The 13,635-nt window shown below is 41.5% G+C and carries 13 protein-coding genes; 8 read left to right on the top strand and 5 right to left on the bottom strand.

All coding sequences use genetic code 11. The features are described from left to right. Positions 1-59: 59 nt before the first annotated feature. The 4 genes from H5123_RS15245 to H5123_RS15230 form a co-directional block, all read right to left on the bottom strand. On the bottom strand, positions 60-602 hold the full coding sequence (locus H5123_RS15245) for a DUF1415 domain-containing protein (protein ID WP_182698515.1): 543 nt from the start codon (positions 600-602) through the stop codon (positions 60-62). A 28-nt stretch (positions 603-630) separates the two neighbouring features. Next, positions 631-1,236: a LysE family translocator gene (locus H5123_RS15240; protein WP_182698514.1), complete on the bottom strand. Its 606-nt coding sequence runs from the start codon at positions 1,234-1,236 to the stop codon at positions 631-633. Positions 1,237-1,518: 282 nt separating this feature from the next. Beyond that, complete coding sequence (locus H5123_RS15235) at positions 1,519-2,337, bottom strand: DUF2797 domain-containing protein (protein WP_182698513.1); 819 nt, start codon at positions 2,335-2,337, stop codon at positions 1,519-1,521. A 99-nt stretch (positions 2,338-2,436) separates the two neighbouring features. After that, on the bottom strand, positions 2,437-2,943 hold the full coding sequence (locus H5123_RS15230; protein ID WP_124016200.1) for a glycine cleavage system protein R: 507 nt from the start codon (positions 2,941-2,943) through the stop codon (positions 2,437-2,439). Positions 2,944-3,239: 296 nt separating this feature from the next. Here H5123_RS15230 and H5123_RS15225 point away from each other — a divergent pair, with 296 nt between their 5' ends. The 7 genes from H5123_RS15225 to H5123_RS15195 all read left to right on the top strand — a co-directional run bounded on the left by H5123_RS15225 (position 3,240) and on the right by H5123_RS15195 (position 11,698). Further along, positions 3,240-5,495 (top strand): ABC transporter permease subunit, encoded by a 2,256-nt coding sequence (locus H5123_RS15225; protein WP_182698512.1) that lies wholly within the window; start codon positions 3,240-3,242, stop codon positions 5,493-5,495. A gap of 58 nt (positions 5,496-5,553) precedes the next feature. After that, positions 5,554-7,215, top strand: a complete 1,662-nt coding sequence (gene pstA / locus H5123_RS15220) for a phosphate ABC transporter permease PstA (RefSeq protein WP_182698511.1) — start codon at positions 5,554-5,556, stop codon at positions 7,213-7,215. Positions 7,216-7,242: 27 nt separating this feature from the next. Further along, a complete protein-coding gene (gene pstB / locus H5123_RS15215) occupies positions 7,243-8,061 on the top strand; it encodes a phosphate ABC transporter ATP-binding protein PstB (RefSeq protein ID WP_124016197.1) in 819 nt (272 codons plus the stop codon). Between the two features lie 47 nt (positions 8,062-8,108). Then, entirely contained in the window at positions 8,109-8,813 is a 705-nt protein-coding gene (phoU, locus tag H5123_RS15210) for a phosphate signaling complex protein PhoU (protein ID WP_124016196.1), read from the top strand. A 377-nt stretch (positions 8,814-9,190) separates the two neighbouring features. Further along, positions 9,191-10,336: a putative sulfate/molybdate transporter gene (locus tag H5123_RS15205; RefSeq protein ID WP_182698510.1), complete on the top strand. Its 1,146-nt coding sequence runs from the start codon at positions 9,191-9,193 to the stop codon at positions 10,334-10,336. A 164-nt stretch (positions 10,337-10,500) separates the two neighbouring features. After that, complete coding sequence (locus H5123_RS15200; RefSeq protein WP_182698509.1) at positions 10,501-11,085, top strand: DUF502 domain-containing protein; 585 nt, start codon at positions 10,501-10,503, stop codon at positions 11,083-11,085. Between the two features lie 256 nt (positions 11,086-11,341). Next, positions 11,342-11,698 (top strand): YajD family HNH nuclease, encoded by a 357-nt coding sequence (locus H5123_RS15195; RefSeq protein ID WP_182698521.1) that lies wholly within the window; start codon positions 11,342-11,344, stop codon positions 11,696-11,698. 272 nt (positions 11,699-11,970) lie between these two features. Here the strand turns inward: H5123_RS15195 and H5123_RS15190 are convergent, their stop codons facing one another. Then, positions 11,971-12,198 (bottom strand): DUF1289 domain-containing protein, encoded by a 228-nt coding sequence (locus tag H5123_RS15190; protein ID WP_124016193.1) that lies wholly within the window; start codon positions 12,196-12,198, stop codon positions 11,971-11,973. Positions 12,199-12,277: 79 nt separating this feature from the next. On the opposite strand from H5123_RS15190, the gene H5123_RS15185 reads away from it, so the two are divergent. Further along, positions 12,278-13,597, top strand: coding sequence for a methyltransferase (locus tag H5123_RS15185; protein WP_182698508.1), 1,320 nt, complete (start codon positions 12,278-12,280; stop codon positions 13,595-13,597). The last annotated feature ends 38 nt before the right edge of the window (positions 13,598-13,635 follow it).

Raw genomic sequence — 13,635 nt, 5'->3', positions numbered from 1 at the left:
TGCTAAGTGCTAAGTGCTAAGTGCTTAATGGCTATTTATCACTGGTTATCTTTCTCAACTCATTTAGTGCAATGCTGCAATAATTGGATAAAAAACTCACTGCCTTTACGTTCAGCAAACGCAATATTACGCTCAGGAATCGATTCCGGATCGCTATAGTTGGCTAACGCGATTTCCATACTGGCTTCACGGATAATATGCAGGCAAGGATAAGGTGCACGATTAGTAAAATTCGCGGCACTGTCTTGAGGTTCGCCTTCAAAGCAATAGTCTGGATGAAATGTCGCTAATTGATAAACCCCTTCATAGCCTTGCGCCATTAATTCATCAGCAGCAAAATCGACTAAATCTAAGTAAGGGTAAAAACCTTCAAAGCCCCGCGGTAAAATAAATAGTGTCGTTTCAGTATCAGGATGAGTATCTAAGTGTTGGCACTCGTCAATTAATGCTTTTAGTACGGCCTTTATTTTTGTTGCTTCAATGGCTACATAACGAATGCTAGCGCGTTCAACTTCACGACGCGCAAATGGGCAAATGTTGTATTTCATAATGACATCTTTTACCCAGTTTTCGGTATGAGCAAGACATTCATGTTGTTCCATTATGTAACCTTTAAGCTTATTTAATAAATTAATGTGTTGCGGGCGGTAACATCATTGGGATGATCGATGCCACTAATAATAGAGCCATAGAGATATTAAAAATACGCTGTTGGCGTTCATTTTTTAGCAGACGTTTTAGTGCCACGCCAAATCCCAGCCACACAATCGCGCACGGGAATGCCACACATAAAAATACACTCGCAATCGTGATCACTTGGCTATTCAGTTCTTGTTGCACTGAAGTAAACGTCGCAATAGCTCCCACTGCCATGATCCAGCCTTTTGGATTGACCCATTGAAATGCTGCGGCTTGTAAAAAGCTAAATGGCTTGCTTACCTGCTTACCTTCCATTTTACTGCTGCTATTAGCGATAAGCCATGAAAGATAAAGTAGGTAGCTGATACCAATCACTTTAATAACAATATGGATGAAAGGATACGCTTGAAATATCGCGCTTAAGCCAAGTCCAACCGCCAGTATCATGGTCGGAAAACCCAAGCTAATGCCCATTAAGTGAGGAATGCTGCGTTTAATGCCAAAATTAACCCCAGAGGTCATCAACATAATGTTGTTAGGGCCTGGAGTAATACCGGCAGAAAAAGCAAATAAAGCAATGGCGAATACTAACTCCATGAACAGGTTTCTCGGCTTAAGTGTTATAGAAGCAGAATTCTAGGTGAATTTAGTCATTCACCATAATGATTTTTTTAGCAGTGAGTTAAATTTATCGTTTTAATCTTAATGAATTATCATTGTAGCGATTAACACTTTGATATAATTCAAATAAATTAATGGTTAGCAAGTGTAATTATCATAGGCTATTTTTACGTCACGAGACCTGAGTGAATCTCAGATCTCACAACTTAAAAATACAGGCATTGCTAGCAAGTTTTGAAAAAGAAATCGTTAGGTGAATTAATAACTGACGTCTACTTCGTAAGATGAAAACTTACGAATATTGATCACCCCAGTATCAAAAATAAGATATTGGCCTTTAATGCCTTGCAAAATACCGCTGACTTCAGCAATTTTATCAAAATTGTGTGATTTAACTTTCACCGGAAATTGCGTTATAGGATAGCTAATGGCTTGAATGTTGGCATCAAGGCGTTCAATCACAATGTCTTGATATTCGGCCGCTAAAGCGTGCAGTCTATCTTCAATCAGAGGAATCAGTTGCGCGGCTTGTTCGACAAGATCAATATCATCATTATGACCTTTCAACATCGCTTGCCAATGGGTTTTGTCGTTAATGAATTTGGCTAATTCTATTTCGATTAAGCCCGACATTTTTCGCGTCGACACTTTAAAAATCGGTAAGCCCTGAGTCGCCCCTTGGTCTATCCAACGGGTTGGGATTTGAGTATGGCGAGTAATGCCGACCTTGATACCTGAAGTATTCGATAAATACACGTAGTGGGGCACAAAGCAATTTGATATGCCCCATTCTGGTTCGCGACAAGTGCCTTGATCAAAATGACATGTTTCAGGTTTCATAATACACAGGTCACAACTGGCTAGCTTTGACATGCAAACATAACAATGACCCTGAGAATAACTTTTCTTGGTCTTTTTACCGCAGTTGCTGCAAAAAATATTACCTGTGTGAGTCATGGTCAATGACTTACCAATAAGCGGGTTAAGCGCTAAACGCTCGTCACCCACCGGTAAATGATACTCCACCTCATGGTTATCATTAAGGTGGGTTTTCAATTTTGATAGCGTTCCAAACATGGTTAATCCATTTTCATCATCATTATTTCGTGGCAGTTTAACAGATGATGAAAACGGATTTTAGGCTTAATTGAGCTTGTATGCCGATCTGCTGTTCATTTAAGCCGATTTACTCAGCTTATCAAGCACCACGTCATCACCCATTTCATAAAGCGATGCAGTAATTTGTTCTTCTTGGTTTGGATCGGTTAAGCCTAATGTCATGGTCGCCTTAAATAACGCGATACCAGTGTGACTCGCCGTTTCATACTGGCTGCTAAATTGTTCAATATTAATGCCTAGCGCATTCATTTTATTTGAGATATGCAGCACAATTCCGGGGCGATCGTAGGCAACTAAGTTGTAATATAAATGCTTAATCGGTTTAGCGGCTAAGGTGGTTTTAGCAAACGTTAGCGTTAAGCCGTCAATACATTCTAAGGCATCAATTAACTCATCCCATTTTAGTGCAGGGACTTCTAATTGTAATATGGCTGCAAAAATACCGTCGATATGACGCATTTCTGAGTCTAACCAGTTGCCATTATGTCGACTAACGACATTGGCGATTTGTTCTACCAAGCCTTTTCGGTCTGGTGCTTGAAGAGTAATAAGATAACGCATCATTGGATATTTCTCCTATAAACAAAGTCTGTAACACAACTGTCATCTTTACGTCATATAATCGCAGCCACTTAAGATTGTGTTATGGTTTTTTTGCTGTCTTACATCAGTTTTACTATTGTCTTACTAACACTTAATTAGAAACTAATATGAGTTATGTAGAGACTAAGGTAAGTGATTTAGAGACTTAAATAAGTGGCGAAAGTTAATGTATTTGGTCATAAATATTTATTGTTAGCATAGTAAACTACACATTCAAAGCGCTAATTATGGCATCGATTAATTATTAGAGGTTCTTAATGGAAAGTCAGGTCAATAAACCTGGTTCTGCTGAAAAAAGTCTACTTGTTGATAGACATGCAACCCGCAGAGCATTTAAGGATAAGGCAGCAGAGATTGGGGTAACCGTTGGTGGCACGTTGGTATTTGTCACCCTGTTATTAATATTTTTCTATTTGCTGTATGTCATCAAGCCCATTTTTGATGGGGCACATATAGAACCTGTTACGAGTGTGAGTTACCAAAATACTGACGCTAAAACCTTAATGGTTGGTAGCGATGAACAAAACGAAGTCCTTTATCGGGTAACCGAAATGGGTAATGTCGATTTTTATTCAGCCATTAGCGGTGAATTAATCTCGTCTTTTAAGGCTAAAATTCCTGAAGGTACCACGGTCACCAGCAGTGCTAAATCGAGCCCAAGCGAGCAACGTTTCGCGTTAGGTTTGAGTAACGGCCAAGTGATCGTTATCGGGATCGAGTTTGGCTTAACCTACCCAGACAACAAACGCGTTATTACGCCATCATTACGTTATCCGATTGGTGAAGAGCCATTAACGATTAATAATGAGGGCGCTGTTTATAATCTGGTGTTTGATTTCAGCGACAGCCGCATGAGTTTTGCTTACCAAGATGCCAATGGTGCTTGGAAGTTAAATCGCCAGGAAGGCGAAGAAAACATGATGACTGAAGAGGTTGAATGGTCATCTGTTGAAGTGTTTATTGAAGATGCACCTAATCATGTTATTTCGGCAATAATGACACCCGATCATCGTCAGCTTATTTTAGGCGCGACCAATAAACTGTTTGTCTACAACACTCGTGACGCAGACTCGATTGAATTACTTCAAGTTATCGATGTTCAAAAAGTCGGAGCTCAAGTGAGACAAGTCAATTTGCTTGCCGGTGCTAGCTCGATTTTGGTCAGTTATGACAGTGGTATTGTCAGTCAGTATTTCCAAGTTAATAGCGATAAAGGTCGTTTGTACCAACAAATTCGTGAGTTTGACGATATAGCACCTGTAAGTGTTATGGCGACTGAGTTTTACCGTAAAAGCTTTGCTGTATTGAGTAAAGAAGGTGAATTAACTCTGCTTTATACCACGAGTCAACGTGAACTATTTGATGAGAAATTTCAGTTAACCAACCCAGGTCAAATGGCGTTTAGTCCGCGTTCAAATGGATTAGTGATTGAAGCTGATAACAAACTTAACCTTTTCTCTGTAGAGAATAGCCATCCAGAAATATCCTGGAGCGCGTTGTGGGATAAAGTATGGTACGAAGGCTACCCAGAACCTAAATACGTATGGCAATCAACGTCTGGTACTGACGACTTTGAAGCTAAATTGAGTTTAATGCCCTTGGCATTTGGCACCATGAAAGCGGCATTTTACGCCATGTTATTTGCATCGCCACTGGCGATTGCTGGGGCAATTTATACCGCTTACTTTATGACGCCTAAAGTGCGCAACGTGGTTAAGCCAACGATTGAAATTATGGAAGCATTACCGACGGTTATTTTGGGGTTCTTAGCCGGTTTGTGGTTAGCGCCACTGATTGAGGAACACTTGCCCGGTATTGTGGTGTTGTTGATATTATTACCCACATCCATTCTTACTACCGCATTTGCGTGGAGTAAATTACCAGAAAAATGGAAGCAACGTTTACCTGAAACCTACCAAGAACTGATGCTATTACCAGTGATTATATTTGTTGGTTGGTTTGCATTTGAGATAAGCCCAATAATTGAAGTGGCATTTTTTGACGGCAACACGCGTCAGTTTATTACCAACGATTTAGGCATCACCTTTGACCAACGAAATGCGCTGGTTGTGGGAATCGCCATGGGATTTGCGGTTATTCCAACCATATTCTCAATTGCTGAAGATGCGATTTTCTCTGTGCCTCGTCATCTATCAAACGGCAGCTTGGCATTAGGTGCGACAAACTGGCAAACCTTAACTCGAGTGGTGTTACTCACTGCCAGTCCGGGGATTTTCTCGGCCATCATGATGGGCTTAGGCCGCGCGGTAGGGGAGACTATGATTGTGTTAATGGCAACCGGTAACACTGCCATCATGGAGTGGAGCGTTTTCGAAGGTATGCGTACCTTAGCGGCAAACATTGCGGTGGAAATGCCAGAATCGGCCATTGGTAGCTCGCATTATCGTGTGTTGTTCTTAGCCGCCTTTGTATTGTTTGTGTTCACCTTCTTCTTTAACACTATTGCTGAAGTGGTTCGCCAACGTTTACGCGAACGTTATAGCTCACTGTAAGGAAAGATGATGACTCAATTAATGATTATTTCGCCAATCGCCTTGAGAGGTTTGTGCAATGGGTAAGTGGTTTAAATCAGGTTCACCGTGGATTTGGATGACCGGTGGTGCCGTTAGTATCAGTTTAATTGCCGTATTAGGCTTATTACTGTTAATCGCTTGGCGTGGTCTAAGTTACTTTTGGCCCGCTGATGTTTATCAATGGCAGCTTGAAGACAATAATGGGGTTAAAAGTACCCTTATTGGTGAAATTTATGACCGTGAAGAAGTGCCAACAGAGCGCTTAATTTCAGCAGGGCATAAGTTTACTAAGCATCCTGGTGAGTTTGTGATGCGTTATCTGGTTAAAACCGGTAACCGTGAGTTTGTTGGCTTAGATTTTCGTTGGATCCTTGCAACAGATATCGTCAGCCGTTCAATTCCCGCTGATGTCGCTAAGCTTGAGCGTACGCAAAATGGTAACTTTTACGGTTATCCTGTTGCGGTTATCGAAGACGGTAAACGCCTAGCGTTAAACAGTGAATCAGATATAGAAGCTTCTTTGTTTGACCACATAGATCGCGCTGTAGCGATATCTGATCAAGCCCTGGAGTTGCAAAAAAGCGATATTGGTTCGATTAATTACCAAATGGAGCGTTTACGTTTAAAAGAACGTGGATATGAGCTGGATGGTGAATTAACTGAGGCACGTAAGGCTGATATTAAGGCGCAACTTGATCAACTTCAGCAAGACTACTTAGTGCTTGAAAAAGACTTATTTGCTCTGCGTGACAAAGCTGCCCGTGACTCTGTAATTATTAAAGACATGCGCGGCGTTGAGGTTACCTTGCCTCTAGACTCTATTTTAGACGTAAGCTATGTCAATCATATGAGTTTGCTACAAAAGATAACTCACTGGTTTGTGGGCATAGGTCGCTTTGTCAGTGATGACCCACGTGAAGCAAATACTGAAGGTGGGGTGTTCCCAGCAATATTCGGTACGGTATTTATGGTGATGCTGATGGCGGTGATTGTGACCCCATTTGGTGTTATTGCAGCCATTTACTTACATGAATACGCTAAGAAAGGTCCGATTACTAAGCTAATCCGTATTGCGGTGATTAACTTAGCCGGTGTGCCTTCAATTGTGTATGGTGTGTTTGGTTTAGGCTTCTTCGTTTACATGATGGGCGGTTCAATTGACCAATTGTTCTTCCCCGAAGCCTTGCCATCCCCTACATTTGGCTCACCTGGGGTGCTGTGGTCTGCACTAACCTTAGCAATTTTAACGTTACCAGTGGTGATTGTATCGACGGAAGAAGGCTTAAGCCGTATTCCGAGTGCTGTACGTCAAGGTAGTTTGGCCTTAGGTGCAACCAAAGCCGAGACTTTATGGCGCATTGTAATACCAATGGCAAGCCCGGCAATTATGACCGGTTTGATTTTGGCAGTAGCCCGTGCAGCAGGCGAAGTGGCACCGTTAATGTTGGTTGGTGTGGTTAAGCTAGCGCCAACATTACCGATTGATATGAATTTCCCATTTGTGCATTTAGAACGTAAGTTTATGCACTTAGGTTTCCATATTTACGATGTCGGCTTCCAAAGCCCTAACGTAGAAGCTGCTCGTCCATTGGTGTATGCAACTTCGTTCTTATTAGTATCTGTAATTGTTGCCCTTAATTTAACCGCTATCAGCGTGCGCAACCATTTACGTGAAAAATTCCGTTCGCTAGAACACTAATTAGCGATATCCTGAAGGAAAGATAAAATGATTTCTATTGATAGTTCAACAATGAAAAAAGAAGCCGTTGATTTAGTTAACTTACCGGCACAGGATACCGCGCTTGAGATACGTAACTTAGATTTACGTTACGGGAATAAACAAGCGTTATTTGATGTGTCGATGAAGATCCCTAAAAAACAAGTTACTGCTTTTATCGGCCCAAGTGGTTGCGGTAAATCAACGCTGTTACGTTGTATTAATCGCATGAATGACCTAGTTGATATTTGTAAAATTGACGGTGAAATCTTGCTTCATGGACAAAATATTTATGACAAGAAAGTTGATGTAGCAGCATTACGTCGTAATGTAGGTATGGTGTTTCAGCGTCCTAACCCGTTTCCTAAATCAATTTATGAAAACGTGGTTTATGGTTTACGTTTGCAAGGGCTAAGCAACCGTCGTGATTTAGATGAAGCGGCTGAACGTTCACTGCGTGGCGCAGCCATTTGGGATGAAGTGAAAGACCGCCTACACGACAATGCATTTGGATTATCAGGTGGTCAGCAACAACGTTTGGTGATTGCTCGTGCCATTGCCATTGAGCCAGAAGTATTATTACTCGATGAGCCAACGTCGGCACTGGATCCAATCTCAACCTTAACCATTGAAGAATTGATCACTGAATTAAAGCAAAAATATACCGTGGTGATTGTGACGCATAATATGCAACAAGCGGCGCGTGTGTCAGATCAAACGGCATTTATGTATATGGGTGAACTGGTTGAATACGCTAATACCAACACCCTTTTCACTACCCCTAAAAAGCGTAAAACAGAAGATTATATTACCGGTCGATACGGTTAATCTGGCTAAAACGCTTTTAATTAATATACAGAATTTAGGTGGGTATCATGGATAAAATGAATTTAAGTAAACATATATCAGGCCAGTTTAATGCTGAGCTTGATGATATTCGCAATCGCGTATTGGCGATGGGCGGTTTAGTTGAACGTCAGCTTGAGCAAGCATTAGATGCTCTTGCAAGCCTTGACTCAGAGCTGGCTCAACAAGTGATTGAAGGCGATCATAAAGTGAATGGCATGGAAGTGGCTATTGACGAAGAATGCACTCGTATTATTGCCAAGCGTCAGCCTGCAGCAAGTGACTTACGCTTAATTTTGGCTATTTCAAAAACCATTACCGATCTTGAGCGTATTGGTGATGCGTGTGTTCGTATTGCCAAAGCCGCGGTTGAAAAACGTGCTAACAGCCAACAACCTTTATTGGTGAGTATTGAAAACATGGGGCGTCATGCCACACGTATGCTGCACTCAACTTTAGATGCATTAGCTCGTATGGATGCTGACCAAGCATTTGAATTACATAAAGAAGATGCCAAAATAGACAAAGAGTATGAAGGTATCATCCGTCAATTAATGACTCATATGATGGAAGATCCACGCTCAATTCCTGGTGTATTAGACGTATTATGGGCTGCGCGTGCTGTTGAGCGTGTTGGTGATCGTTGTAAGAACATCTGTGAATACGTGATCTATTATGTAAAAGGTAAAGACGTTCGTCATATTTCTTACGAAGAAATGGAAAAAGAGCTTTAAGTCTCTAAATTGTAATATTCAAATCTAGAGTGCCTAAGTAAGCCATTTTTCGACCTTGTAATAAAGCCCCCATCGATAGGGGCTTTTTTTATGTAAGTGAGAGAAATGTATTATCAATATCATCAATATATTGATGACCAAATCTACTTTTTCATTGATTCAGCTGATCTTTTTTTAGGTAATCTTTTCTAAATACTAATGATTTAACAAACGATTATGTGGACATAATGACCATTGTTGGCGACATGCTATGGTTCATATTGTCGCAATGAAGTTGTTAAATTTATATTTAGGCATATTAATTTAGAGGTGTGTCGCATTTTTAATATGGCACTGTAATTGCTTTATTTCAGTATCCATTCCTTACGGCAAGATATATGAGATGTGAGATCAATCGTTTCGATAACGTAAATAAGATTTCAGGTGAGTTCAGTGGCGCATTTGCTGATTTAGGTACCTTTCTTCCTCTCGTTTTAGGCTTAATTGCCCTTAATCAATTCTCTCCCCAAGGGATATTTTTAGGATTTGGTTTTTTTGCCTTATTTACGGCATTTTATTATCGACGCCCCATTCCGATACAACCTATGAAGGTGATCAGTGCGTTAGTCATTGCAGAAGGAATGTCTCCTGGAATGTTACAAGCATCTGCCATGTTAATGGGCCTTATTCTACTGGTTTTAGCCTATAGCGGCATTATTCAATGGATGGCTAAGTTGTTATCGCCGGCGATCAGTATTGGGATCCAGCTAGCAATAGGACTCCAATTGATATGGTTAGGTGGCGTCATGATGAGCGAAACATGGTGGGTCGGCATACTTGCTTTTAGTTTTTTGTTTGCCAGTCGTTTTATGCCAATGCAATATTTGGTGATGCCGGTAGTGATTATTCTTGGCATTGTTTGGCAGTTAACAAGTGGGACTCTGCCCAGTGTTAACTTGAGCCATACCAGTGTTTGGCCGTTGAGTTGGCCGAGTATCGATGAGTGGGGCTCTGCTGCCGTTTTATTGGTGCTACCTCAGTTAGCGCTCACATTGACCAATGCAGTGATTGCGATTTCTGCGATGGCAAAAGATAAATTTCCTCAAGAAAGTGAAAGATTTGAACCACAACAATTTGCTAAAAGCTCTGGTTGGGCTAACTTGCTGTTATCGCCTTTTGGTGCAACGGCAATGTGTCACGGCGCTGGTGGGTTGGCGGTGCAATATCACTTTGGCGCACGAACCTGGCTAGCACCGACTATTTTTGGTAGTGCGTGCATTGTTATTGCCATCTTTTGGGGTAAAGGTATTGCCAGTGCATTGTCATTGATCCCTTTAGCCGTTTTAGGTAGTTTACTTGCCATAGCAGGGACACAATTAGCATGGTCTAAACGTTTATTTGATGGCAAGCCGTTTTGTATGTTGGTTATTTTATCAACCGCGGTGACGTGTTTATTGATTAACACCGCAGCCGGTTTGGCTGTTGGTGTCGTACTAGAGTTAGGTCGTCACCAATGGTTGCATCTTGTTAACTCGAAACAGTAATCGTGCACTTGTAGGGTAATATTTGTGAGCTTATGGTATCTTTTTTTATCTGGACAGTCTGACAGCGCAGCAATAGTCCAATGAGTCAGTTGCTATTTTTGAAGTGACTAATCAACAAACTGTGGTAACATTTTTGTCCTGTTCTATCTTCTTTTGTGTGATCAATGAAAAATACCCTTACTCGTGGTTTAACGAATTTATTACCTATGGTGCTATCGATCTGGCTTTTCTGGTCATTGTTCATCTCCCTTGATGGTTTAGGTAAGCTATTACTTGATATTGTTGGAATAGAACCTGTTTTTGTCGGCGCAGGTTTTTGTTTGGTCGCAGCCTTAGTCTTTATCGCGGGATTATTATTTTCAGTTAGCCCAATTGTGTGGGTCTATGGCTGGATTGAAAATCAACTGATGAAGTTTCCATTGTTTAAATCGGTTTATGGCAGCATTCGGGATATTGCCAGTTTAATGAACCGTGACGGCCAACCTAAAACCCAAAAAACCGTGTTAGTAAAGCAAGCCAATGGTAGCTTTGTGGTCGGTTTTATCATGAGTGAGTTTGCGCCACAGCCCTTAGTTGATGCTTTGCCTGAAGGCGATTGGGTGCCAGTATTATTTCAATTGAGTTATCAAATTGCTGGGGTAACAAGCTTAGTAAAGCGTGAAGACTTAATCAGTGTTGATTGGTCTTTTGAAGATGCAATGCGCTTTAATTTAACCGCTGGAATATCGAATATCAAAGACGCTTCATAGCCGCTAAAATCTGTTTGGAGCGATAACAGTTGATAAAAGCGATAGCTGCCAACGCTGTACTAAACATAAAGCGTTTTAGGGCTAAAGACTAGGGCGGGTTTGCCGTTCTGCTCGTTCGTTTGTCATCTCTAGTTATCGCTTTGACTTTGCATATATGACCATTGCAGCGTAATGGTCTTCAAGATGCTATAAACAATTACCCCAAGTGATAACTGTGATTATCCTTGAGGCCATTTTATTTATGAGTGATAAATTAATGTCAGCCAACGAAAGTAAATTAGATAAAGTATTAGCTGAAGACAGAGACTATAAAGCCTCTCGTGAGAAAGGCTATCGTGAGCAAGCCCTTAAGCTCTACCCTTGGGTATGTGGTCGCTGTACTCGCGAATTCACCCATAAAAATTTATCTGAACTCACGGTACATCATCGTGATCATAACCACGATAACAACCCATCAGATGGCACCAATTGGGAATTATTGTGCTTGTACTGCCACGACAACGAACACTCACGTTTTGAAGAATTAATTCGTTATGGCAGTACCAAAGAAGCCAAACAACAAGCGGCCACCTTCAACCCATTTGCTGACTTAAAAGCCATGATGAAGAAGTAGTTCAGCGACGGGTAAAGTGCTAAGAGAGATGACAAATTAATAACCGGCGATGACAAGCGCGAAACCGCCTAGGATCTAGGACGTTTCACGGCGAGATGCTATAACATCAAATTCAAAAGGGTGAAGCTTAGGGGGCTAGATTCCATCATGGCAATACTTCTGAGCTATGCCTGATGCCTTTACCCTTGTTACAGAAGGCGAAGCGCACTAGCAGGACGCTGTACGCCTAGTATCTAGGCTCGTAACCACTCGTTATCGCTCGTTATAACCTATCAGCGCTTAATCCGTTTTTCAGCTTCCAACCATTTGGCTCGTGACAAGGTCTGATTATTACTCTCACCTAAAAACTGTTGTTTTCTGGCCGTTAAACTGTCCCAAATGAGCTGTTGTTGCTCATCATTCATTTGTGACCAAGTGACAATCTCATCGATGTGACGAAAACAACCCATACAATAATCATCAGCATTTAAGCCACAACGGGCGACACAAGGTGAGTGCATAGTTTACAATTCCGGTTTAGGTATTCAATGGACTGCATCCTATCATTTCAATCAGCTAAGGTTAACTATAAGCAGCCATATGTCAGTAATCGATTATCATTCTACCTTTAACGCGGTCGATGCACTTCTTGATGCTTTAAAACCCTTATGGCAGCTGGTCGCGTTTGAGTGTGACCACTTACCTTGGCAACAGACCTTTCCGCAGTTAGCTCAAAAGGTGTGGCAGCTTGACGATGGTGAGATAGATAACCTCGATATGGATCAGCAGTTGCTGGTTGAGACGTTATTGCCCAGTTTGATGAGCGATATTAAACAAAGTCTATTACCACAGGCTGACGAACTCATTAGTCAACTAAGCTGGTTAGTCATCACTTCGGCTGCACAATCTGTTCACTCAGAGAATATGATCGATTTTTCCAGTCAAGAGCAACAGAATAATCAGCCTGAAAATGACGATTTAGTGCATTTTAGCGCTCATATTAAAGGGCGGAAATGGCAGCAAATTACGGCGTTTTCACATCAAGTTGATCCAAAGTATCAACCTTTGTTACCTCGATTACCCATTTTAGAATGGTGTGCTGGTAAAGGCCATTTAGGCCGTTTAGTCGCCAAACAGCAACAGGTTGAGGTGACCAGTCTTGAGTGGCAAGCGAGTTTATGCGCCCAAGGGCAAATGTTTGCCAAACAATGGCAAATCCCGCAGCGTTTTATTTGTGCCGATGCGTTTGCGCCAATAGACTCAAGTAAACCGCTATTGTTAATCGATCAACATGCCATCGCATTGCACGCCTGCGGTGACTTACACATATGTTTACTCAAGTTAGCAACCTTAGCGGGTACTCGGGCGATTTCTATTTCACCTTGTTGTTATCATTTGATTGAGCATGAAGATTATCAGCCGTTATCGGCTTTAGCCAAAGGCAGCGCTCTGAAGCTGTCAAAGCATGATTTACAACTACCCTTGCAACAAAGCGTTATTGCCAACAGTAAAAAACAACAATTACGCAATCAAGAGGTATCATGGCGCTTAGGATTTGATAGCTTGCAGCGAGATATTCGAGGTGTAGAGGCTTATTTGCCGGTGCCGACGATTAAAAAAAGCCAGCTTAGCGGTAGTTTTAGCGATTTTTGCCAATGGGCAGCAAATCAAAAGCATTTATCACTATCCAGTGAGATTAATTTAAGCCATTATTTGCACCGCGGTATTGCGCGTCAACGCCTGACAAAGAGAATCGATTTAGTGGCTCATTTATTTCGTCGTGCATTGGAGCGCTGGCTATTGCTCGACCGAGTCTGTTTTTTACATGAGCAGGGATACCAAGTTACCTTGGCTGAATTTTGTGCAAACAGTGTGACACCACGAAATGCCTTGATCCAAGCAATTAAAACAGACGAATAACAGCATTTGTCACAAATCGGTAAATTAAACCATTGTTT

The organism is Shewanella sp. SR43-4 (assembly GCF_014163845.1).
Taxonomy (GTDB): domain Bacteria; phylum Pseudomonadota; class Gammaproteobacteria; order Enterobacterales; family Shewanellaceae; genus Shewanella; species Shewanella vesiculosa.
This window is presented reverse-complemented; position numbering and strand designations above follow the sequence as displayed.

Bases quoted from the DNA above. Each gene is read 5' to 3' on its own strand.
- H5123_RS15200 (WP_182698509.1), top strand. From the start codon at position 10,501: ATGAAAAATACCCTTACTCGTGGTTTAACGAATTTATTACCTATGGTG.
- H5123_RS15205 (WP_182698510.1), top strand. From the start codon at position 9,191: ATGAGATGTGAGATCAATCGTTTCGATAACGTAAATAAGATTTCAGGT.
- phoU (WP_124016196.1), top strand. From the start codon at position 8,109: ATGGATAAAATGAATTTAAGTAAACATATATCAGGCCAGTTTAATGCT.
- H5123_RS15235 (WP_182698513.1), bottom strand. From the start codon at position 2,337: ATGTTTGGAACGCTATCAAAATTGAAAACCCACCTTAATGATAACCAT.
- H5123_RS15190 (WP_124016193.1), bottom strand. From the start codon at position 12,198: ATGCACTCACCTTGTGTCGCCCGTTGTGGCTTAAATGCTGATGATTAT.
- pstA (WP_182698511.1), top strand. From the start codon at position 5,554: ATGGGTAAGTGGTTTAAATCAGGTTCACCGTGGATTTGGATGACCGGT.
- H5123_RS15245 (WP_182698515.1), bottom strand. From the start codon at position 602: ATGGAACAACATGAATGTCTTGCTCATACCGAAAACTGGGTAAAAGAT.
- H5123_RS15230 (WP_124016200.1), bottom strand. From the start codon at position 2,943: ATGATGCGTTATCTTATTACTCTTCAAGCACCAGACCGAAAAGGCTTG.
- pstB (WP_124016197.1), top strand. From the start codon at position 7,243: ATGATTTCTATTGATAGTTCAACAATGAAAAAAGAAGCCGTTGATTTA.
- H5123_RS15195 (WP_182698521.1), top strand. From the start codon at position 11,342: ATGTCAGCCAACGAAAGTAAATTAGATAAAGTATTAGCTGAAGACAGA.
- H5123_RS15225 (WP_182698512.1), top strand. From the start codon at position 3,240: ATGGAAAGTCAGGTCAATAAACCTGGTTCTGCTGAAAAAAGTCTACTT.
- H5123_RS15240 (WP_182698514.1), bottom strand. From the start codon at position 1,236: ATGGAGTTAGTATTCGCCATTGCTTTATTTGCTTTTTCTGCCGGTATT.
- H5123_RS15185 (WP_182698508.1), top strand. From the start codon at position 12,278: ATGTCAGTAATCGATTATCATTCTACCTTTAACGCGGTCGATGCACTT.